The sequence below is a fragment of the Vibrio sp. 1F169 genome, assembly GCF_041439605.1.
GTDB lineage: Bacteria > Pseudomonadota > Gammaproteobacteria > Enterobacterales > Vibrionaceae > Vibrio > Vibrio tasmaniensis_A.
The window spans coordinates 90123-112968 of the sequence record NZ_JBGOOI010000004.1 but is presented as its reverse complement, the minus strand read 5'-3'; the positions used below and the strand labels follow the sequence as shown (position 1 = coordinate 112968).

Annotated in this window: 21 protein-coding genes; 17 read left to right on the top strand and 4 right to left on the bottom strand. The window is 44.1% G+C overall.

Features of this window, described 5'->3' with window-relative positions:
• Window positions 1–83 precede the first annotated feature (83 nt).
• The 3 genes from ACED53_RS03025 to ACED53_RS03015 all read right to left on the bottom strand — a co-directional run bounded on the left by ACED53_RS03025 (window position 84) and on the right by ACED53_RS03015 (window position 3493).
• Complete coding sequence (locus ACED53_RS03025) at window positions 84–845, bottom strand: YdcF family protein (protein WP_017099716.1); 762 nt, start codon at window positions 843–845, stop codon at window positions 84–86.
• 393 nt (window positions 846–1238) lie between these two features.
• Window positions 1239–2612 carry an L-cystine transporter gene (locus tag ACED53_RS03020; RefSeq protein ID WP_009846939.1) on the bottom strand — a complete coding sequence of 458 codons (1374 nt, stop codon included), beginning with the start codon at window positions 2610–2612 and terminating at the stop codon, window positions 1239–1241.
• Between the two features lie 185 nt (window positions 2613–2797).
• The gene (locus ACED53_RS03015) at window positions 2798–3493 is read right to left on the bottom strand and encodes an NAD-dependent epimerase/dehydratase family protein (protein ID WP_017099715.1); all 696 of its coding nucleotides are present in this window, start codon (window positions 3491–3493) and stop codon (window positions 2798–2800) included.
• 682 nt (window positions 3494–4175) lie between these two features.
• Between ACED53_RS03015 and ACED53_RS03010 the strand changes: the two genes are divergently transcribed.
• From ACED53_RS03010 to ACED53_RS02935, 16 genes are all read left to right on the top strand, one after another.
• Window positions 4176–4787, top strand: coding sequence for a flavin reductase family protein (locus ACED53_RS03010; protein ID WP_017099714.1), 612 nt, complete (start codon window positions 4176–4178; stop codon window positions 4785–4787).
• Window positions 4788–4860: 73 nt separating this feature from the next.
• The gene (cobT, locus tag ACED53_RS03005; RefSeq protein WP_017099713.1) at window positions 4861–5907 is read left to right on the top strand and encodes a nicotinate-nucleotide--dimethylbenzimidazole phosphoribosyltransferase; all 1047 of its coding nucleotides are present in this window, start codon (window positions 4861–4863) and stop codon (window positions 5905–5907) included.
• On the top strand, window positions 5907–6713 hold the full coding sequence (locus tag ACED53_RS03000) for an adenosylcobinamide-GDP ribazoletransferase (protein ID WP_017099712.1): 807 nt from the start codon (window positions 5907–5909) through the stop codon (window positions 6711–6713). The genes cobT and ACED53_RS03000 overlap by 1 nt, the downstream gene beginning before the upstream one ends.
• Window positions 6714–6722: 9 nt before the next feature.
• Window positions 6723–7340 carry a bifunctional adenosylcobinamide kinase/adenosylcobinamide-phosphate guanylyltransferase gene (gene cobU, locus ACED53_RS02995; protein ID WP_017099711.1) on the top strand — a complete coding sequence of 206 codons (618 nt, stop codon included), beginning with the start codon at window positions 6723–6725 and terminating at the stop codon, window positions 7338–7340.
• 26 nt (window positions 7341–7366) lie between these two features.
• On the top strand, window positions 7367–7984 hold the full coding sequence (gene cobC / locus ACED53_RS02990; protein WP_017099710.1) for an alpha-ribazole phosphatase family protein: 618 nt from the start codon (window positions 7367–7369) through the stop codon (window positions 7982–7984).
• Between the two features lie 157 nt (window positions 7985–8141).
• Entirely contained in the window at window positions 8142–9938 is a 1797-nt protein-coding gene (locus tag ACED53_RS02985) for a M3 family oligoendopeptidase (protein WP_017099709.1), read from the top strand.
• Between the two features lie 268 nt (window positions 9939–10206).
• A complete protein-coding gene (locus tag ACED53_RS02980) occupies window positions 10207–11235 on the top strand; it encodes a succinylglutamate desuccinylase (RefSeq protein ID WP_009846931.1) in 1029 nt (342 codons plus the stop codon).
• A 133-nt stretch (window positions 11236–11368) separates the two neighbouring features.
• Complete coding sequence (btuC, locus tag ACED53_RS02975; RefSeq protein WP_009846930.1) at window positions 11369–12364, top strand: vitamin B12 ABC transporter permease BtuC; 996 nt, start codon at window positions 11369–11371, stop codon at window positions 12362–12364.
• Window positions 12351–13109, top strand: coding sequence for a vitamin B12 ABC transporter ATP-binding protein BtuD (gene btuD / locus ACED53_RS02970; RefSeq protein WP_017099708.1), 759 nt, complete (start codon window positions 12351–12353; stop codon window positions 13107–13109). The genes btuC and btuD overlap by 14 nt, the downstream gene beginning before the upstream one ends.
• A 29-nt stretch (window positions 13110–13138) precedes the next feature.
• Window positions 13139–13498, top strand: coding sequence for a DUF6559 family protein (locus ACED53_RS02965; RefSeq protein ID WP_009846928.1), 360 nt, complete (start codon window positions 13139–13141; stop codon window positions 13496–13498).
• A 495-nt stretch (window positions 13499–13993) separates the two neighbouring features.
• Window positions 13994–15442, top strand: a complete 1449-nt coding sequence (locus tag ACED53_RS02960; protein ID WP_029225332.1) for a lytic polysaccharide monooxygenase — start codon at window positions 13994–13996, stop codon at window positions 15440–15442.
• A 217-nt stretch (window positions 15443–15659) separates the two neighbouring features.
• Window positions 15660–17078, top strand: a complete 1419-nt coding sequence (locus ACED53_RS02955) for a PLP-dependent aminotransferase family protein (RefSeq protein WP_029225331.1) — start codon at window positions 15660–15662, stop codon at window positions 17076–17078.
• A gap of 172 nt (window positions 17079–17250) precedes the next feature.
• Complete coding sequence (locus ACED53_RS02950) at window positions 17251–18837, top strand: cytochrome ubiquinol oxidase subunit I (RefSeq protein WP_017099705.1); 1587 nt, start codon at window positions 17251–17253, stop codon at window positions 18835–18837.
• A gap of 12 nt (window positions 18838–18849) precedes the next feature.
• Window positions 18850–19986: a cytochrome d ubiquinol oxidase subunit II gene (gene cydB, locus ACED53_RS02945; RefSeq protein WP_017099704.1), complete on the top strand. Its 1137-nt coding sequence runs from the start codon at window positions 18850–18852 to the stop codon at window positions 19984–19986.
• Window positions 19987–19996: 10 nt separating this feature from the next.
• Complete coding sequence (gene cydX, locus ACED53_RS02940; protein ID WP_017099703.1) at window positions 19997–20098, top strand: cytochrome bd-I oxidase subunit CydX; 102 nt, start codon at window positions 19997–19999, stop codon at window positions 20096–20098.
• Between the two features lie 281 nt (window positions 20099–20379).
• Complete coding sequence (locus ACED53_RS02935; protein WP_017109820.1) at window positions 20380–20868, top strand: GNAT family N-acetyltransferase; 489 nt, start codon at window positions 20380–20382, stop codon at window positions 20866–20868.
• A gap of 138 nt (window positions 20869–21006) precedes the next feature.
• On the opposite strand, the gene ACED53_RS02930 is transcribed toward ACED53_RS02935, so the two are convergent.
• Window positions 21007–21582 carry a nucleoside triphosphate pyrophosphohydrolase family protein gene (locus ACED53_RS02930; RefSeq protein ID WP_017100690.1) on the bottom strand — a complete coding sequence of 192 codons (576 nt, stop codon included), beginning with the start codon at window positions 21580–21582 and terminating at the stop codon, window positions 21007–21009.
• Window positions 21583–21769: 187 nt separating this feature from the next.
• Here ACED53_RS02930 and ACED53_RS02925 point away from each other — a divergent pair, with 187 nt between their 5' ends.
• The gene (locus ACED53_RS02925) at window positions 21770–22840 is read left to right on the top strand and encodes a diguanylate cyclase (protein WP_017100691.1); all 1071 of its coding nucleotides are present in this window, start codon (window positions 21770–21772) and stop codon (window positions 22838–22840) included.
• Window positions 22841–22846 lie beyond the last annotated feature (6 nt).

Here is a 22846-nt window from a genome sequence, read left to right as displayed (position 1 = left end):
TAACTAGCTAACTAGCTAACTAGCTAACTAGCTAACTAGCTAACTAGCTAACTAGCTAACTAGTTAGATCATGGTTGAAGCGATCAGGCGTCACCGGGCTTCTCACGTTTGCTGTTCCACCCCATAAAGTTGTAAAGGTTGTAACGAGCAAAACCCAATTGTTCATGCAATGCAAAGTCTGTAACTGCGAAGTTGTACCATAATGGTAACCATGAAATTTGAGCAGCCATGTAGTCGGCTCGTACTGGGACGACGTTTAATCCAAAATGATTAAAGTAGAGTTCACTACGACGAATATGTAGGCCTGATGAAACAAGAACAATGTTGTCGAACTGGTGATGCTTCATTAGGTCACTGGTGAGCTGCGCGTTTTTCCAAGTGTTGACGCTATTCGATTCTTGAATGATATCGGCTAGTGGAACGCCGAGTCTAAGCAACTGCTGTTGATAAACTTCCGCTTCGGTTACACCATTATTTTGTGCATCTCCACCACTAACAATCACTTTGCATATGGTTTGAGCCTCCGCACAGTTTTTATATTGGCTTGCCGTTTCATTGATGCGACCGAACGAGAAAAAGGTCGGCTCAAATTCTTGTGTACTTGCGATGAGTTGAGTACCAGCACCAAGCAAGACAATGGCATTGTGAGAGGTCCACTGAATGTCAGGTTTGCGCTCATAATTGGCTTGCAGGTCGTTTAGTAGATAGCGAGGGATTAAACCCGAACCAATCAATATAAATAAAGAGATAAGAAGAAGTTTGATAAAACTAGAGGTTTTTCGCCACTGAAATAAACGTGTAACGCCAACGAATACTAGAAGAAGTAATAATATAATAAAGCTCATGAGGATCCTGTTATCGAACGTGTGCCAGAATGATAGGCATGTTTGAAGCGTCGCGTAATATATCAGCTTTACCGATATTTCACAGTCAACCTATAGCGCTATTGAACAAAGATAGTGTTTTGCGTTATAGAATGTGGATGCTCGTAAAATAACAAACAAAAACGCTTTATTATTGTTCGATTATTGATTTCTAAATACAGGCTTAAAAATAATAAGGACATTTACATCTTGTTCATCTTTTATTCTATACCTATGAGCTTCTTCTATTATTTTAATCGAATATTGAAAACCTTGTTCTATGCGATTAAACAAAACAAGTAAGCAATAAAAAACCGACGCATGTGCATCGGTTTTTGTGTAACGAGACTCAAGTTATTGGATCAATCGAACCCATTAAGCGTTCGCTTGTTCCAAATCTTGCTGTTTGTCCTTTTTAGCCAATAGGCGGCTTGTGATTGTACCAGCTGTCATTGCACCAGATACGTTAAGCGCAGTACGTGCCATATCGATAAGTGGCTCGATAGAGATAAGCAGTGCTGCGATAGTCACAGGAAGACCCATCGCGGGTAGTACGATAAGTGCAGCGAAAGTTGCACCGCCACCAACGCCGGCAATACCAAATGAGCTCACTGTGATAATAGCAATCAGAGACAGAATGAAGTTAATGTCCATTGGGTCGATACCAACCGTAGGCGCAACCATAACTGCAAGCATTGCAGGGTAAATACCCGCACAACCATTTTGACCAATTGTTGCACCGAAAGACGCAGACAGGTTAGCAATCGCTGGTGGTACGTTTAACTTAGTGATTTGAGCTTCAACGTTCAGGGGAATAGTTGCTGCAGAGCTACGAGACGTGAAAGCGAACGTCAGTACTGGCCAGATCTTTTGGAAGTACTCTTTCGGGTTGACACCAACAAAAGAAACCAACACACCGTGAACGACGAACATCAGGATAATAGCGACGTAAGAAGCAACGATGAAGCCCAATAGGCTTAGGATGTCAGAAGCACTTGACGTTGCGACTACCTTCGCCATTAATGCTGCGATGCCGTATGGCGTTAGTGCCATGATCATCTTAACTAAGCGCATAACGATAGATTGAGCCGCTTCAACGAACGTACGGATTGGAGATTCTAATTCTTCTTTCTCTGCCATCACCTTACGAGCAGCAATACCCGTTAGCACGCCAAAGATAACTACCGCGATGATAGAAGTAGAGCGAGCCCCTGTTAGGTCTGCAAATGGGTTAGTCGGAATAAAGCTAACCAGCATTTGTGGAATAGTTAGATCTGAAACGCTGCCGATGCGGCTTTCTAGTGTTGCGATACGTGCTGTTTCACGAGCGCCTTCAGTTAAACCTTCAGCCGACAAGCCGAATGCTTGTGTTACAACAATACCAACAATCGCAGAAATTGCCGTTGTTGCTAGCAACACAGAAATGGTGATGCCGGAAATCTTACCTAGTGAGCCGCCTTTCTCAAGCTTCACTACTGCCGCAATCATTGAAACTAACACTAATGGCATGATGACCATTTTTAGTAGGCCAACGTAACCACGACCCACAATGTTTACCCAGTCGAGCGTCTCTTTGATAATAGGATTGCCTTCACCAAATAGCAGTTGAAGACCAAGGCCAAAAGCACTACCGAAAACTAAACCGAGTAAAACGAGGCGAGAAAGTGTGTTTTCTTTTTTCTGCTGTCCGTAGAGAAAAAAGAGGATACCAGTGAATACCGCTAAGGCAGCGATAGCTGAAAATGACATTGTTTTTCCTTATGAATAACCATGAATCGATAGGGCGCTTAGATATATGGGCGCAAATACTGTTAGCTAAAATAGCGACCTGTAACAAAACGTAAAATAAGGAAAAGTAATTTATTAGAACGATTAGTAATATCCACCCAATGGGTTGGATGGATATTCAACATTGTGGTGAATAGATAGACGTTTTAATGATATTTCGCTAATAAATTAAGCATGTCAGTCGAGGTGTAGATTTCGATACTTTGGAAATTATTTTCGAACAATCGGAATAATATTGCTTTCGCTACATCTTCCGATTGGATAGGGCGTAGGTTTTTGAATTTTCCAAACATTAACGGAGATATTAAAGGGAAGACTCTTTGTAGGAGCTTTTCATCAGTTCTGGGTTCGGCACGTTCACCCACCAGCGGGCCTGGACGAGCGATGAAGAGCTGCTTGAAGCCAATACGTTTTAGGTTTTGCTCCATTTGTCCCTTACAGCGCAGATAGTGTGAATAGGAGTCTGGCGAAGCGCCATAGCTAGAAACGACTGCGACACGTTGAACTCCAAGGAATTTCATCGACTGTGCCACTTGGCTAACCAGTTCTACATCGATCTTTCGCAGCGCTTCTTTTGAACCTGCTTTTTTCTTGGTTGTGCCTAAGCAGATAATGCCTAAGTTGGGCGTCGCTTTGGTGTCGTCCCAACTCGTTACTTGTAGATCGTTGTGGATGAGTGTATCGAGTTTGTTGGAGTGAAATTCTTCACCTAATGCTCTTCGTGACAAAGCATAGATGTGTTCTACAGCGGGCTCGTTAATGAGCAGTCTCAGGACATGATGACCAATTAGCCCTGTCGCACCAGCTATAACAACCGATGTTTTATCTCCATTAATACTCATTCTATTCCTTACTCGCTCTACAAGTGCTTGTTTAATATAAACAGTGTTTGAATTTTAAGCGAACAAAAGTTTCATGAATGAGCGTTAGGAAGATGGGGTTTGATGATGGGCTTTTATACGGAAGGTATGTGCTTAGCTAGGTAAACCTCAATTAAGGTGTTAAAGATAACAAAGCCCGCTGGGCGACGGGCTTTGTTACTTACTTTGCTAGTTTGCTACTTTACTACTTTGTTGTCTTATTGCTTCGATAGCTATTAGGTGAAGGAGAGTGGGATTTTCCTTACCTTTTTACTGGTTTTCTTACTCGATTTATTTGGTTTTCTTTTACTTGTGTTTGGAATCATTTCACCTCCTAAATCATTGTTTGGTTTTGTCTTTCAATCGATTGTTTTCTTTTAAAGCAACTGCGATGTGGGTATTCACAGTATGGGCACTCATCAATGGAGAGATTAACAAGTACTTTAGATAAAGCATAAACGATGCCAAAATGTAAGTTATTGATAAATCTATTATCAGTATTGTAGGTGTTTCGGGTTCGTCAATTTGACTGTCAATTTGAGAAAATACCAGTGTGATCTGTTCAAATTAAGAACACTCTCTACCGTTTCTGTTGATTAGGCATAGATACAGCATTGCTTAACACGTAAACTGAACCGTAATTCACATAGACCAAGGACGTGCTATGAACCTCAAGCTTGATACTCTTGCTCCCACTCAGATTTATCACTTGATGACACAAACCGTTGTTCCTCGCCCTATTGCGTGGGCATTGACGGAATCTTCTGACCAAGAGTACAACCTCGCGCCTTTCTCTTATTTCACGCCTGTTTCTAGTAATCCGCCGTTACTGATGTTATCGGTTGGGAAGAAGCCGTCCGGCGAAATCAAAGATACCACTCGTAATGCCCTAGAAACGGGTAAGCTAGTGATTCACATTGCTTCTTCAAGTTCTGCCGAAACCATGACGGCGACAGCAGCTACCCTTGAACATGGTGATTCGGAAGTCACCGCGAATAACATTGACCTGGTTGAATTTGAAGGCTTCTCTTTACCGAGATTGAAAGAGTGCGCGGTCGCTTTTGGATGCACCTTGTACGAAGTAAAAGAGGTTGGAGAAGTGCCACAAAGCCTTATCTTTGCTCAAGTCGAAACCGTGTACATTTCCGAAGACGTGATCGACAAAGAGAGTGAACGTCTTAAGATTGACGCGTTGGCATTGGACCCTTTATCTCGACTTGGTGGCGGTGAATACGCGACGCTTTCCAATGTGTTCTCTGTTGCACGCCCTAAATAGTGTTATCGATTTAGCTTAAGCAGAATCGCAGCCCTAGAAATCCATTACCTTAAATTTAAGTGTTCCTAAACTTATGTTAGATACCCAATACTCTCAGTACATCCAACACCGAATTGACCAAAAAACCAAGCCGCTCGGTGCGCTTGGCTTACTAGAAAAAGTCGCTCATCAATTGGCATTGATTCAGAGCCAAGGCAAAGAAACTGCGGTTGAACACATCGAATTGAACAAGCCAAGTATCATCATATTTGCTGGTGACCATGGCATAGCCGATGAAGGTGTGAGTATTGCTCCAAGTGCCGTGACACAACAGATGGTGTTGAACTTCTTGAGCGGTGGTGCGGCGATAAATTGCTTTTGTGCGGTAAACAACGTCGAAATTACAGTCGTGGACACTGGGATTTTGTTGCCTGTTGAATCTGACAGCGACATGTTGATTTCTCAGCGCTTAGGTACGCGAACCAATAACTTTGCCAATGAAGCGGCAATGAGTTTAGAAACGGTTGAACGTGGGATTGAACTGGGAACTGGTCTTGTATCTAGAACCATTTCGAATGGCACCAATATCATCATGTTTGGTGAAATGGGCATCGGTAATACCAGCAGTGCATCAGCGATCTTAAGTGCATTATCGAATCGGTCTGCGGATGAGTGTGTCGGCCTAGGCACTGGCATCAACAATGAACAGCTTGCACGTAAAGTGGCTGTGGTTGAGCAAGGTGTAGCTCGCTGCAAAGGCTTGGATCTTAAAGAAGTTAAAGATATTAAAGAGGTACTAGCACAAGTCGGTGGCTATGAAATCGTTCAAATGGTGGGTGGTTTCCTTGGCGCTTACGAAAACAGAACACCAGTATTGGTCGATGGCTTTATCGTGTCGGTTGCGGCGTATGTCGCGACTTTAATTGAACCGAATTGCTGTGATTACATGATCTTTGCTCATCGCTCTGAAGAGTCTGGTCACAAAATTCTATTAGAGCTGCTAGACGCTGAGCCACTGCTCGATCTTGGTTTGAGATTAGGCGAGGGCACAGGTGCTGCGCTAGCTATGCCAATAATTCGTGCGGCGGCCGAGTTTTATAACAACATGGCGAGTTTTGAGAGTGCTGGAGTCACGGTTTAATGAGTGATGCATCAGAAAGATCGTTGAAAGATAGCATCACATACCAATGGGAACTTTTTTCGTTGGCGATGGGTTTCTTTTCTCGTTTGCCGATGCCGAAGAATACGCCTTATTCAGAAGAGCGAATGAACCGTTCTGGTCGCTACTTTTCAACGGTTGGTTTGTTACTTGGTGTTCTGTGTGGCGGTGTGTTCTTGCTACTCGATGCCATACTGCCGAGTGCAGTGGCCATCTTTTTGATGATGAGCTTTAGCTTGATGCTAACCGGTGCTTTCCATGAAGACGGCTTAACCGATATGGCGGATGGTATTGGCGGCGGTATGACCTTAGAACGCCGTTTGACCATCATGAAAGACAGTCGAATTGGTACTTATGGCGCGTCTGCACTGGTTATGGCTCTGCTTGGCAAGTGGGTTCTATTAAACGAACTAGCGAATATGACAAATTTGTTTATGGCTATCGTGACCAGTTATACGTTTAGCCGCGCGATTGCCGCATCACTTATTTTTGATATGCCTTATGTCAGTGATTTAGATACCAGTAAAAGTAAGCCATTGGCGAACAAGCAAACTAAAGGTGAACTTGTCTTTTTATTGTTTGTAGGTGTGTTGCCTAGCCTGTGGTTTGGTCTTGAGCTCGCTTTGGTTTTATCTTTCTTCGCCTATCTGTTCAGAGTAGGTTTCAAAAAATGGTTAACGGCTCGAATTGGTGGCTTTACTGGCGACTGTTTGGGTGCGGCTCAACAGTTGATGGAGTTACTGATTTACCTTGTGTTCATTACTGCTTTTTACAATGGTTTTTTATAACAGGTTCCTATGACAAACACGAATCAAGCTAATCAAATTAATCAAGTAAGTCAGCGAAATAGCCATCTGGTATTGGGTGGGGCTCGTTCTGGTAAGTCTAGTTTTGCAGAACAACAGGCATTATGTGCGCTTGAAGCATGTTCAAATGGACGCCTCAACTATATTGCGACGGCCACTTATTTGGACGACGAAATGCGTGAGAGAATTGCGCATCATCAACAACGTCGTGGTGAGCTGTGGATTGAGCATGAAGCCCCTGTTGAATTAGCCGAAAAACTGCAGTCTTTTGATCAAAACGATGTGGTGATGATTGACTGCTTAACTTTGTGGTTGAACAACATTATTTTTGAGTTGGGTGATGATGCGACCAATGAACAGGTTGAGGCCGTGGTCGAAGTTTTAGTGAAAAGCGTAGAGCAAAGCCCGGCGCAAATTATCATGGTGTCTAACGAAGTCGGTTTAGGTGTGGTGCCGTTAGGTAAAGTGTCGCGCCTATTTGTCGACAATGCGGGTCGCATGAACCAAGCGCTAGCTCGCGTAGTTGAACGCGTTACGCTGGTTGCTGCAGGATTACCATTGAGCTTAAAACCGTCGAGCCATTCGACTCAAAGCTCGACTCATAATTAGATTGGTATCAAAGGTTAGTTGAACAAATGGAAAATGGAACAACCAAAAACATCTATCTACTAAGACATGGCAAAGTCGAAGGCGAAGCGGCACTTAATGGTTCATCTGATGTGTTGGTTAATCCTGATCTTCAAGATCGGATATGTGGGGCGCTGATAAAACAAGATATTGCCTTTGATTGCGTGGTTTCCTCGCCACTCAGACGATGTGGTGATCTCGCGAGCTTGTTTGCACAACGCATGTCGGTGCCTCTGTCTGTTGCACCAGATTTCCAAGAAATGAATTTTGGTGAGGTTGACGGGGTCGCATTTGATGAACTTGAAGACAAGTGGGCGATGTTAGACACCTTCTGGCAAGATCCCGCAAACCATCAACTGACTGGCGCGGAAAGTTTACAGAGCTTCCATAACAGAGTAACTCAAGCTTGGTCGCAACTTTTGAATGATCCAAGTGACAATATATTGTTGGTTACCCATGGTGGTGTGATTCGCATTCTGTTAGCACATTGTCTTGATATTGATTGGAAAAATCCGAGTTTGTACTCGAAGCTATCGATAGAAAACGCGTCGATAACTCATATTCAAATCACTCAGTTTGCGCAGAGTTTTATCAGTGTCAAATCGATAGGGCTACCTGTTCTCTGAGTGTTCAAAAAACACAGTTTAAGAGTTAACAATCTATTGGACCTGTAAATTGAAACAAAAACAGAAACAGAAATAGAACCAGAAATAGAAGCATAAAGCGGCGTTTACAGCCGCTATACCAGATTGGTATTACTACCTACGTGAAAGGAATTTAGTCATGACAACACCGAGTTGGGATCTAAGCATTGCTTATCGCGATCTTAATGATGCAAAAATCGAACAGGACATTGAACTCATTCAACAATGTATTGAGCTGTTGTACCTACACGTTGAAAAGCGTCATATTATCCTAGCGATGCAAAACGCCATTCAAACTTCTGAAGCGGCAGGCACGTTACTGAGCACAATCAACACCTTCGCTAATTGCCACGCATCGGTAGACGCGACGCACACAGAAGCCAAAGCACTGCTTGGTCGAGTTGCGAAACTGAATTCTGAAATGTCTCAAGCGTTCAGCCCTTATGAAGACACGCTAATCCACGCAGAACCAGAGTTTATTGATGCAGTTTTAGAGCATGACAGCGCAGATGTAGCAGGACAACGCTTTGCGATTGAAAGCTCGCGTAAGTTATCAAGCAGCCGCCTTAGTGTTGCTGAAGAGCAGTTATTGGCCGCGATGAAGGTTGATGGCCGTGATGGATGGGGTCGTTTGTACGATAACTTAACCGGTTCTTTAAAACTGTCGCTAAAGCTGAACGGTGAAGACGAAGCGCTAGGTTTTTCACAAGCTGCGAGCTTGTTGTACGGCAGCGAATTCGACAAACAAGAACCGGCATGGCGCGCAGTCCAAGGCGCAATGAAGACGCACCAAGAGTCTTTTGCTTCAATTCTAAATGCGCTTGCGGGTTGGCGACTGACAGAGAACAAAAAGCGCTCGAAAATAAGCGACGTACATTTCCTTGATCCAAGCCTACACGCCAGCCGCATCGTACCTGAAACGCTAGACACCATGATGTCGGTAGCAAAGGCAAATCGCGAAGTAGGCCAGAAAGCAGGTCTGTTAATGGCAAGAGTTCACGGGCTTGATGAAATGAAGCCTTGGAACCATTTAGCCGCGATGCCTCCGCTGGGTGACAGCGAATCTAAGGTTTATTCATTTGATGAAGCGATTGAAGTGATCAAAACCGCTTTTGCTGAAGTCAATCCAGAGATGGCTGATTTTGTCGCATTAATGGTTGAGAACGGTTGGATTGATGCCGCTCCGGCTGCGAACAAACGTTTAGGCGCGTACTGCACCAAGTTTGCTGCGACACGTACACCTCTTGTGTTCATGACATGGAGCGGTAGCCGCTCAGACTTAATGACATTGGCACACGAACTAGGCCATGCGTTCCATAACTGGGTGATGAAAGACATGCCTTTGTGTCAGACGCGCTACCCAATGACGCTAGCAGAAACCGCTTCAATCTTTGCTGAAAACATCGTCCGTGACCACTTGTTAAAACAAGCACAAACACGCAATGAGAAACTTGAAATGTTGTGGGAAGAGCTTTCTTCTTCACTCGCTTTGATGGTAAACATTCCAGTACGTTTCGAGTTTGAGAAAGCCTTCTATGAGCAGCGTGAAAAAGGTGAGCTAACGGCTCAGCAGCTGTGTGACTTGATGGAAACCACTTGGAAGGAGTGGTATGGCGATGCAATGACAGAAGCCGACCCTTACTTCTGGGCAAGCAAACTGCACTTCAGCATCTCTCAAGTGAGCTTCTACAACTACCCATACCTGTTCGGTTACCTGTTCAGTAAAGGTGTTTACGCTCAGCGCGATGCTAAGGGCGAACAATTCTACGGTGATTACGTTTCCTTGCTTCGTGATACGGGCAGCATGATGGCGGAAGAAGTCGTTCAAAAACACTTGGGAATGGACCTGACTCAAGCTGACTTTTGGCAACAAAGCATCGACATGGTCAAAGTTCAAATCGATGAATTTGAAAGATTGCTCGATCAGGAAGATTAATTGATCTCAATCTGTTCATGGTAGGTAAGAGCTGTGTTAGCTTACGTGGCTCTTATCTTGCTGATATAAACAGAGATAACCAAAAGTTGTTCTAAATAGGTGAAATTATTTGGAACAGATGTCGGTTAGTAAAGTCAGCAGGTAATACAAAAATATATGGGTAGTATTTGTGAGTGATAACGGAGTTTCTATTGATAAGTGCGATCCTAGCAACACAATTTCTATGTACAATTTATTAACATACGGCCGTGCAATTAAGGAGTAGCGCATGACGAAGACCCTCTTTCGCCAATCATTTCTTTTTGACAGCCTAGATCTTGAGCAAGAAGTGGTTGCAGGACAGACCGTACTGAGTAACGGTGTTCAAATTAAGCTTCATCAACGCGGTGTATTGGAAGTGATTCCCGCAGAGTATAATCCTGAGACCAAGAACATCATATTTTCAACAGGTGTTCATGGCGACGAAACTTCACCAATGGAGCTGATTGATAAGCTCATTGAGGATATTGAAACCGGCTTCCAAGTCGTGACAGCAAGATGTTTGTTCATCATTGCTCACCCAGAAGCGACCAATGCGCATACGCGTTTTCTTGATGTGAATATGAACCGTCTGTTTGATGAAAAACAGTACGAGAGTAATCGAGAAGTGGACATCGCGAAGAACCTTAAGTTCTTGGTTACTGAGTTTTACAAGGAAACGGTGCCTGCCACTCGTTGGCACTTAGATCTGCACTGCGCGATCCGTTTGTCTAAGCATTACTCTTTCGCCGTAAGCCCTAAGGTTCGCCACGAAGTTCGCAGTAAAGCCTTGTTCGATTTCATTAACAGTGCTCACGTTGAAGCGGTGTTGTTATCCAATGCGCCAACGAGCACCTTCAGTTGGTACAGCGCTGAAAACTTTGAAGCCCAAGCACTGACAATGGAGCTAGGGCAGGTAGCAAGAATTGGTGAGAACCAGCTTGATAAGTTAACGGCTTTCGATTTGGCAATGCGCAATTTGATTGCTGAAATAGAACCAGAGCATTTGCCAAAGAAAACCATTACTTATCGCGTAAGCCGAACCATTGTTCGTTTGCATGATGATTTTGATTTCATGTTCTCTGATGCCGTTGAAAACTTTACGGCGTTCAAGCACGGTGAAGTGTTTGGTCATGATGGTGATAAGCCATTGATGGCGAAGAATGAAAACGAAGCGGTGGTATTTCCAAATCGTAACGTTGCTATCGGTCAACGAGCTGCCTTAATGGTGTGCGAAGTTGAAACGCGATTCGACCATGGTCAGCTTGTGTACGATTAATATCCAGTTAGGTTTAATCGACCAAAACAACCGCCCAACTGCTTGAAATATCAAGGTTCACATTACGGTGTGAGCCTTGAGTTTATTTGGGGATACAGGTAAGGTTACGCGAACAATTTCAAAGTAGCTTGATATGGATTTCCAACAACTTCTTCACCAAAAACAGCGAAAATGGACCCGAGCCATTTATCTGATGGCTGCACTGCTTGTCACGCTGAGTGCGATTTATCTAATGGTTGGCGATCTCTTCATTTCCCCTCTGGGCACATTGTCCACGTTAGAACAAAAACTACTGATTGATTTACGCTTACCTCGACTATTGGCGGCTATTGCTATCGGGGCAGGGTTAGCCGTATCTGGCGCAAGCTTACAAGTCTTATTGGGTAACGTATTAGCAGAGCCCGGTGTGCTCGGCATTTCTGGTGGTGCAAGCTTAGCGATGGTGATCGTGCTGTTCTTCTTACCGTTTGCTCCTACACCAGAACTGTTCATGATTGCCGCCGTTTTAGGGTCACTCTGTTTTACCGTGATTCTAGTGAGCATGGTTAAAACGATGCGACTGACTACGGCCAAGTTATTGCTGGTGGGTGTTGCGTTAGGCATTCTTTCTGGCGCGATGGTGACGTGGGCGTTCTATTTTAGTGATGACCTCAGCCTACGCTTATTGATGTATTGGCTGATGGGCAGCTTAGGTGGCGTCACTTGGTACCAACACTCGCTCACCTTAGTAATGATCCCCGTGATTATCTGGCTGTGCCTGCAAGGTAGCAAGCTAGACAAACTCATGATTGGCGAGACCCATGCTGCGCAGTTAGGCGTGAACGTTCCGAGATTACGTTGGCGTCTAATCTTCGCTGTGTCTATTTTAGTCGGCTGCGCAGTAGCGTTAGGTGGCGTGATCAGCTTTGTGGGTTTGGTGGTGCCACACTTACTCCGTTTAGCGATTGGTACCGACAACCGATACCTTCTTCCTTTGTCTGCCGTTGCAGGTGCCGCGTTACTGGTGTTTGCTGATATTTGCGCACGTACATTACTCGATTCTGCAGAATTACCCTTGGGTGTGATGACAACCAGTATCGGTGCACCAATCTTCATTTGGATGTTAATTAAAAATCATGATTCAAATTAAGAGCCTGAGCGTCGGCGCTCGCTTATTACCTCTATCGTTTGAGCTCAAGCAAGGACAGGTGACTCATGTCATCGGTCCTAATGGCAGTGGGAAAAGTACCTTATTAGAAGCGATATCTGGCGTTGGTGATGGCTACAAAGGTGATATAAAGCTCGACGGTCAAGACTTGTCAGCATTATCACTACAAGATCTATCATTGCATCGCGCTTATCTTTGTCAAAGTGCAAGACCCGCCTTCAACTTGGAAGTGTTCCAATACCTTGCGTTATCACTGCCAAGTTCATCGCATGGCCTTGATACTGAAATAAACACGGCTTTGGAAGATATAAGCCAGATGTTGGACATCACAGACAAACTTCATCGTTCAATTCAGACACTGTCTGGTGGTGAATGGCAACGCGTTCGTTTGGCGGGAATGTGCCTGCAAATTTGGCCGACGCTCAATCCTTACGCAAAGCTCCTGATCCTAGACGAACCTGCAGCGCCGTTGGATATTGCTCAAGAAGCGTTGCTGTATAAGCTTATCGAACGAGTGGCTGAGAAGGGCATTGCGGTTATTATGGCTAACCACGACCTGAACCGAACCTTGAGGCATGCCGACCAAGTACTGCTGCTCGAAAAGGGCGTACTACAAGCATCAGGCAGTGCAGAGCAAGTGCTTGTGCCTGAACAGCTAGAATCCGTATTTAACACGCAAGTAAAAAGCATCTCGGTCGACAATCAAACTTACCTGCTGTTTGGTTAACTTAGGCTCAACAATACAAGGCAATCTATATGTTTAGATATATTCAACGACGACGAATCAAGAAAGTAATCAAATCACTTTCTGCAAAGTTGGTGAAAGCGTACGGAAGCAGTGACTTTTTCTCTATTGGGCAAGTAGAAACGAGTTCATGTGAATTGAGTAAGCGCCAACAACTGGTTGCCTTAGCATTGTTTGCTGATCCACAAGACCTTGCTGCTGAAATTGCTCCAGCCATTCAACTGCTGCGTAATGATGTGTCTAATGACTTCTTCGGTGGTGAGGAATATAACGCGCGTGATGTACTTAATTTGTTGGGCGGTGGCGGTTGGAAGGGCGGTCGTATGGACGATGATATGTCGAATCGATTTGGCATGAATAGCCGCTATTAGTTTAGCTCGTTCAAATTAACGTTTAATGATTTATCCATTTATAAACGTATACGCTCAGTAGCTTAGTAACTTAGCGACTTTACAGCAGTCTCAACAACGTAATAATAATGAAGATAAAAAGCACTCAATATCATTATTTATGCGAGCGTTTCACTCCAATTAATTCAATGAAAAAATACCTTCCTAGCGATCTATTTTCTTAGGGAATGCGTAATTTTTGTCGGTAAAAATTGATAATTCGAACCAATATCATCTATCTCTAACGCATTTCTTTGAGTTGTGTGATTCTGATTCCTTTCAAAATAAATCCCACTTTTATTGATAGTTATGACGTATATATTTTCCGTGTTCTTTAAGTCAGAAACTATAAACCCTCGAACTGCAATATTGATTAGTAAATGTCCAATCAATATTTCATACGGGGGTAAAATAATAGAGAGTGGGAAAGTGAAAACAGCAAATAATAATATTCTAAAAATAGCAGTGGGGATGGCTATGCTATCCAGCGTACCATCAGTAGCAAACGCTCATGGCTGGTCTGAATTTCCAAGTGCACGTCAGAATACGTGCTATGAACAAGGCGGGGTTTGGTCGGGTACGCCACCAAATGCAGCATGTGCTCAAGCAAAAGAGATTTCAGGGTCATATCCTTTCGTTCAACGCAACGAGTATGCGAAAAACATTCAAGACTTCAACAACATCAATGCAGTGAAAGCGGCGATTCCAGACGGCACGTTATGTTACGCCAATGATTCGCAAAAACGTGGCATGGGCGCACCTCATACAGGTTGGACTCGCACCGAGTTAAGCACTGGTACATTTGAATATGTATTCAACGCGACTGCACCACACAACCCGTCATTCTGGGAGTTCTATCTAACAAAACCAAACGCCGACCTAAGCAAAGGCCTAGCGTGGGGTGATTTAGATCTTATCCAAGAAGTTGGGAATGTTCCTGTAAGTGGTGGCAAATACCGTATCAACGTAACGATTCCTTCAGACCGATCTGGCGACGCAATCTTATACGTTCGTTGGCAACGTGACGATGCCGCCGGTGAAGGTTTCTACAACTGTTCAGACATCACTATCGCGGGGGGAACAACTCCACCACCAGATCCTACACCTCAACCTGATCTAGTCCGTGGCGACCTGTTTGTTTCTGACCAGTTTGGTACGCCAGAAATTGGTGATACGGTTAAGTACGACATCATCAACAAGTACGGTGAAGTCGCGCGTAGCTTCGACATCGTTATCGACGCTTCAAACGTTAACGATTGGGCTCGCTTGTTGGCTTCAGAGATTAACGGCTGGCACGAAGAGTTTAAAGATGGCGCGATCTTCATTGGTGATTGGCACGCTGAAATGCAGCACTACATGTACTTCCAAAACGACCCTTCACGTAACTTCTTCAACTCAAAAGATAGCCGTGCTTCTGGTCAGTTAACGCTGATTGATGGTGGCGACGGTGGTGTTGAACCATTGAAAGGCGACATCTACGAGCTAGTGAAGAGTGACAACGTAGTGAATGCTGGCGACAAAGTTGTGATTGCAACAAGCGAAGCGGCGACATTGACTCAAACTCAAGGCTCTTCAGTAAGCATTCAAAATAACGGCACGGCTTCTATCGTAGTTGATACCACTGGCATCACTGCAAACGAAACTCTATCGTTTATGGCTAGCTCGATTGAAAGCGAAAGTGTTGAAAGCTTCACTTTTGAAGTAATTGCTGATGACGGTGGCGTGACACCAGACCCAGATCCAACGCCGGATCCTGATCCGACTCCTGACCCAGGCACATGGGATTCATCAGCGACTTACCTTGGTGGCGAAGTCGTGACTTACTCGAACCAGTCTTGGAAAGCACAGTGGTGGGTTCAAGGTGGTACAAACCCTAAAGCGACCTACGAAAATGATCAATGGGGCGTGTGGCGTCCAGCTAACTAGTCGGCTAGTTAATCTAAACTAAGTAGCTAAGCAGCTCAGTAATTAAGGCACCACACTCGATTGATGAGTGTGGTGTCTTTTCTTATGGGAGAGATAAACAAGTCGACCGTGAAGGTAATTGGGTTTAGGGTAGGGCTTTGTTATACCTGAATGTCTGAGTACTTTGAATATTCACGGTTTAGTAATATTTTACACATTAGATAGAAAAGACTTTTTGATGAAAAAATCTCAGATACTCGCCAATACAATCAAGAATCAGATAGAACAAAACATCTGGCTTAGTGGTGAGAAGATCCCATCAATAAGAGACGCGTGTAAGCGCTACAAACTCAGTATCGAGACGGTACTTCAGGCCTATCAACAGCTTGAAGACCAAGGCTATGTGCGCTCAAAGCCTAAGTCTGGCTATTTCGTGTTACCGCGTAGAAATGTATTCACCTCAGAACACACGCAACAAAAAGCCATCAAGCCGTATCCCGTTAAAATCAGTGACCTGCTTTACGATGTGCTTCAACGAGCCAAAGACCCTAGCATCATTCCACTCAGCTCGGCATTTCCAGACTCTGCCTTGTTTCCGCATCAAGCGTTGTCGCGCAGTTTAGCCAATGCCAGTCGCCAAATGCCCGATAACAGCATGCTTACTAATCTTCCTCCGGGCAGTGAAACACTTCGCAGGCAAATCGCTCAACGTTATCAAACTGGTGGGCTAGATGTATTGCCAGACGATATTGTGATCACATCTGGGGCAATGGAAGCACTTAACTTATGCCTGCAATCCTGTACCGAACCGGGTGACTTAGTCGCGATAGAGTACCCTGCGTTTTACGGTGTGTTACAGACCATTGAAAGGCTTAATCTTACCGCTGTTGAGATCCCGATCGATCCTGAAACCGGTATCGATTTAGATGTATTGGAGTCGGTGTTCGCTTCAATGGACATCAAAGCATGTTGGTTCATGACAGAATCGCAAAACCCTGTTGGCTATTCGATGAGTGATAACAACAAGCAGCGACTCGCCGAGTTAGTGAATGACCATAAGATCCCGATGATCGAAGACGATGTGTATCGAGAACTTCATGTCGGCAACCAAAGCTCATTGCCTGCTAAAGCCTATGACACCGGCGAGCAAATCATGCTGTGCGGTTCGTTTTCCAAATCATTGTCGCCCGGCTTTCGAATCGGTTGGGTAGTTGCAAGGAAACAAGCGTTAAAGATTCAGAGATTGCAGCACCTTTCGACGCTCTCAAGCAGTATTCCTATCCAACTTGGACTGTCTCATTACCTGACGTTTTATAGTTATGACAACCATCTTAAAAAACTTCGCAAGCTTTTGAATGAAAGGAAGAAGGCGCATATTGCATTGTTAGAATCTAGCTTACCTTCAAGTGCGATGGTGCATAAAAGCCAAGGTGGTTACTTCCTTTGGATAGAGTTGCCTCATTCTGTTTGTGTTGAGAAGCTTTATGAGCAAGCACTTGAACACAACATCTCTGTTGCGCCGGGCATCATCTTCAGCAGTGACAAACAGTTCTCCCATCATATTCGCCTGAATTGTTCATACGCTTGCGACGACAAAATCGCAGGCGCCATTCAAACGCTAGGCAATCTAATCAGAGCCACGGAATCGCAAGCTTAAACCGTTAGCTAATTACCGACTGGTTTTACTAAACTGAGTCATTTATTGACTGGGTAAACAATCTGTTCTGTTTTTTAACAGCTAATCTGTTCTAGTTTGGTTTGTTCGAACTGTGCTGAAATACGCTCCAATTCTTAATATGAAAGCCATCATTATGATGTTTGGAGCTTAAATGTTTGATGTAGTTGAATTGTCGCGTTTACAGTTTGCGCTAACCGCTATGTTTCACTTTCTCTTCGTCCCGTTAACTATTGGTATGTCTTGCTTACTGGCGATCATGGAGTCGATCTATGTGCTTACCGGTAAGCAAATCTATCAGGACATGACTCGCTTTTGGGGCAAACTTTTTGGTATTAACTTCGCCTTAGGTGTCACGACCGGTTTAACCATGGAGTTCCAGTTCGGTACTAACTGGTCTTACTATTCTCACTATGTCGGCGATATCTTTGGTGCTCCTCTTGCGATCGAAGCCCTTGTTGCATTCTTCCTAGAATCTACCTTTGTTGGACTGTTCTTCTTCGGTTGGGAAAGGCTATCCAAACGCCAACACCTTGTCGTGACTTGGTTGGTGGCGTTGGGCTCTAGCTTCTCTGCGTTATGGATTCTGGTTGCTAACGGTTGGATGCAAAATCCGATTGGATCGGAGTTTAATTACCAAACCATGCGTATGGAAATGACTAGCTTCGCCGAAGTGGTGCTCAACCCAGTTGCTCAGGTTAAGTTCTTACACACAGTCGCTTCAGCTTATACCTGCGGTGCGATGTTTATCCTTGGCGTGAGTTCATACTACTTGCTGAAAGGTCGAGATATTGCCTTTGCCAAGCGTTCTTTCGCTGTAGCGGCATCTTTTGGTATCGCATCGATTATCTCCGTAATCGTACTTGGCGATGAATCTGGTTATGAACTGGGTGACGTCCAGAAAGTGAAACTTGCGGCGATTGAAGCTGAATGGCACACCGAACCGGCACCTGCGGCGTTTACTTTGTTTGGATTACCAAATCAAGAAGAAGGCAAAACCGACTTTGCTGTGAAAATTCCCTATGTGATGGGGATTATTGCAACGCGATCTTTGGACGAGCAAGTGACAGGGCTTCATGACTTGCGTGACCAACATTTAGTGCGTATTCGAAACGGTATTATTGCTTATGAATTGCTAGAGCGTTTGCGATCTGGCGATACCTCACATGAGACAGAGCAAGCTTTCGATCAAACCAAGCACGATCTCGGCTATGGCTTATTACTTAAGCGTTACACCGATACAGTGACTGACGCGACTGAACAACAAATCCAACAAGCAGCCGATGATTCAATCCCAACTGTGTGGCCTCTGTTCTGGTCATTCAGAATCATGGTGGGTTGTGGCTTCGTTATGTTGTTTGTTTTTGGCGCGGCTTTCTTACAAACCTACCGTAAAAACATTACTCAAAAGCCTTGGTTATTGAAGGCGGCACTTTGGTCAATTCCATTACCTTGGGTGGCAATCGAAGCAGGTTGGTTTGTTGCGGAGTATGGTCGTCAGCCATGGGCGGTGGGTGAAATCCTCCCTGTTGCGGTCGCGGCATCGTCGCAAACCGTTGAGAACTTGCTGACGTCTCTCGCGCTAATTATTGGCCTCTACACGGTGTTCATCATTGTTGAAAGTTACTTGATGATTACCGTCGCTAAAAAAGGCCCAAGCAGTTTGAAAACGGGGCGTTATCACTATGAACAAACAACAACATCACTTGAAGCCAAATTGGCACAACAAGTTCAACAATAAGGTGACTGACTCATGTTTGAATATGACACATTGCGTTTAATTTGGTGGGTGCTAATCGGTGTACTGCTGATTGGTTTTATGATCACCGATGGTTTCGATATGGGAGTTGGAGCGTTGTTACCGTTTATCGGTAAAACCAATTCTGAAAGACGAGTGATGATTAACTCCATTGCACCCCATTGGGACGGAAACCAGGTGTGGTTAATTACCGCAGGTGGCGCGTTGTTTGCGGCTTGGCCTCTGGTTTATGCGACATCGTTTTCAAGCCTTTATGTGGCGATGTATTTGGTGCTTAATTCATTGTGGTTGCGTCCTTTGGCGCTTGAGTATCGAGCAAAGATCGACAGCGATCAGTGGCGACAAGTATGTGACTTAGCAATCTCGTTCTCAGGCTTCTTCCCTCCTATCTTGTTTGGGGTGGCGTTTGGCAATTTGATGCAAGGCTTACCTTTTACGCTCAATAGCTTCTTGATGGTTGAGTACCACGGATCGTTTGTTGATTTGCTTAATCCGTTTGCTCTGTTGTGTGGCTTCGTTGGTTTATTGATGGCGTTGTTGCAAGGCAGTGCTTGGCTGATGATGAAAACGACAGATGCGCTATACAACAAGGTAAGATTGGTTGCTCAGGTGAGTGCGGTACTTATCGCTTTCCTTATGGTGATTGGCTGTATGGCGATAAACCATATTGACGGGTATCTGATAGTCAGTGCGATGGATCATAGCTCGGCTTCGAATCCCTTGAACAAAGAAGTCGTCACACAAGCAGGCGCTTGGTTAACCAACTTCGATACGTACCCTTGGATGTGGTTTGCACCGATCGGCAGCGTGACCATTCCATTGCTGGCTTTGATTGGCGCAAGGTTGAAATGGGATGCGATTGCTTTTATTAGTTCAAGCCTGACTAACGCTTGCATCATCTTAACGGCGGGTTTCTCGATGTTCCCGTTCATTATCCCGTCGAGTGTTAATCCAAACCATAGCTTAACCCTTTGGGATTCAACCTCTAGCGAACTGACCTTGAACATCATGACAGGTGTCGCGTTTGTGATGGTGCCTATCATTCTTTGTTATACCGCGTTCAGCTACCGAACCATGTTTGGACGACTCGATAACGAGTATGTCGAACGCAACGGCCATTCACTGTATTAAGGAGTTTCTCATGTGGTATTTTATTTGGATATTAGGCTTATTTCTAGCCTCTGCATTTGCAGTTTTGAATGTCATCAGCCTAGAGAAAAGTGACTCAGAAACTGAGTTCTGATTGACCTTTGATTCATAAAGAGACCAGAAGCATGATGCTCTGGTCTTTTTTATGAGCCTTCCTAAAGCGTAAGGTTTGGTTCTTTCTTCGTGGTACAAGATGGTAAGACTTAAATCGAGTTAGCTGCATTCTTTTAAGTACACCTATATCTCAACTCTATATAAGATTTAATCAAAACAATTTCATCTAACCTATTGTTAAATATTTACTATTTGATAGTGTGTCTAGGTGCACATTAAGGATGTGTTTCATATTTAGCGATGAAAATAGTAGGAGTTGCGATGAGTATTATAGTGAGACGGTCTGAACCGTCAGATGCAAAGGGAATCAAAGAAGTTTACGAATGCACAAACGCTTATACCGGTACGCTGCAACTCCCAAATCCATCTCTGGAAAGCTGGCAGAAACGAATCTCAAATATGCCCGACAACGTGTACTCGTATGTCGCGATGATCGACGATGAGATTGTTGGTAATTTGGGGATGGAAGTGTGTGTAAACCCGAGAAGGCGTCATGTTGCTTCATTCGGTATGGGTGTTAAAGACGATGTATTAGGCAAAGGTGTCGGTAGTCAACTGCTCGCGACCGCGATCGACTTGTGTGATAACTGGATTAACATCAAACGACTGGAGCTAACGGTGTACACCGATAACGAAAGAGCGATCAGTCTCTACAAGAAATTCGGTTTTGTTATTGAAGGAGAGTCGGCTGGGTTCGCTTTCAGAAATGGCGAATATGTGGCGGCTTATCACATGGCACGACTGGTATAGTGTTCTGCTTCTAATACAAGGCTCCAATTACCACAGCTAGGGTTTTCTAATAGATAATAAAACGCCACGTTAAAATAACGTGGCGTTTTCGATTTCAGTCAACTGCGGCTTTAAAGAGTGCTTCAGTTGTAGCCTTACTTAAGCCGTTAGAGACTCAAGGTTCGCAGGGCGGTAATGTACTGATTTTAGTACTTTACCTTGGCGAACTGTCTTGCCTTCCGATACGAAATCTTCCGCACACTTAGCGATGATGTATTCACCTTTTTGAACAGCCATCAGTTTGATTTTCTGCTCAGCATAGAAAGCTTCAGTTTCTGCGTATTCTGTTTCGTTACGGCACACTTTACTCATGTTGCTTGAGTGTACTTCGTCCCAACAAGGCAGAAAGTCGATTGAGCGGTTTTTAGAAACATTCAACAGTAGGTCGATCAGGTAGCTGATTGCTAGGTTGTCTTCTACCTTAGCTTGGCCAAGGTGAACTAAACGTCCCATCAAAACATAAACGCTGTCTACAATAGCGTCCGCTTGTTCGATTTTAGAGTCAGCTTCTGCAAGTTCTGTTAGTTCTTCGATCGCTAGAGATGTGTGTAGCGTATCGCCTTTTTCGTCCATTGTTTCAGGAGCAGCAACAGGCAGATCAAAAGTACTGCGGAACTCTTCAATGTCGCGGTAAAGGTGATCGTAGATTTCTTGGCTTAGTTGAGAAAGGTTCATTTTCCTATCCATTCTGTTTCGTTAATGGGGTATTTTACCAAAGCTGGGAATAGGGTGCTAACGCAAAGTCGACTTTTATTCATTGGTTTAATGAGGTATCTTGCATAAAAACTAATTGATTAATATATAATTTACAGTAGGCCACACGTAATATTGCCAATCAGTTCTCCGTCGTAGGATCACAGTTATGCACCAAGCTAATGAAAGTGAAGTTGTTATACGTCGTTTGTATCAAATCACCAATGATTATCGAAAAGGGTTCGATATTCAGATCGCTCAGCTGCTTATCATGGGGCTTGAACGCTTCAACCTTGATATTGGTATCTTATCTAAAGTCGAGGGTAATACTTACTTAGTTGAACACTCTGTCACACCTGAAGGGGTTGAGCTCAATAGTGGCGATATCTTCGACTATAGTTCGACCTATTGTGAGATTACGTGCAAATCTGTTAGCCCTATTTGTATTGAGCATTGCGGTAAACATGATAAGTATGCGACACATCCTGCCTACCAATCTTTTGGGCTAGAGTCTTATATTGGTATCCCGATTTTCGTCAATGATGAGCTTTATGGCACCTTAAACTTTTCAAGCCCAGCTCCCTATCATCGCGAGTTTAAAGAGTTCGATATCGACGTTATGCGGTTAATGGCCTCATGGATCGAAGTGGAACTGGTTAGAAGACAGCAAGAACGAAAACTCAAAGAGCTGAATGAGAAGTTAGAGTACCAAGCTATGTACGATCCTCTGACCCATTTGCCAAATAGACGTTGCTTGTTCAAAACGTTGAATGCAGAAGTGGAGCAGTTAAAAGGCTCTCTAGGTAAAGGGACACTAGCCGTCGTAGACATCGATTTCTTTAAGGTCGTTAATGACACTTACGGTCACCAAATGGGTGACGTTGTTTTAAAGAAAGTGGCAAACGTTCTGCGCAATAATATTCAAGATGGAGAGTTTGTAGCTCGCTTTGGTGGTGAAGAGTTCATTCTTTGGTATCCAAATAGTACACCAAGTGGTGTTGAAGATAAGTTCATGACTCTTTTACAAGAAATGAAGAAAATCACACTAGATAGTAAGCCTATCACCATATCAATTGGTGCGTGTCATTTTGAGTTGAGCACTGGAGATAGCAAAGGGGAGAGAATGTCGGCATTAGACTCGCTAATCAAAGTTGCCGATGAATGCCTGTACATTGCTAAACAAAATGGACGAGATCAGTTTATATCTCGCCCATATCATCAAGAACACTCAGACTCGTAAGTTGAA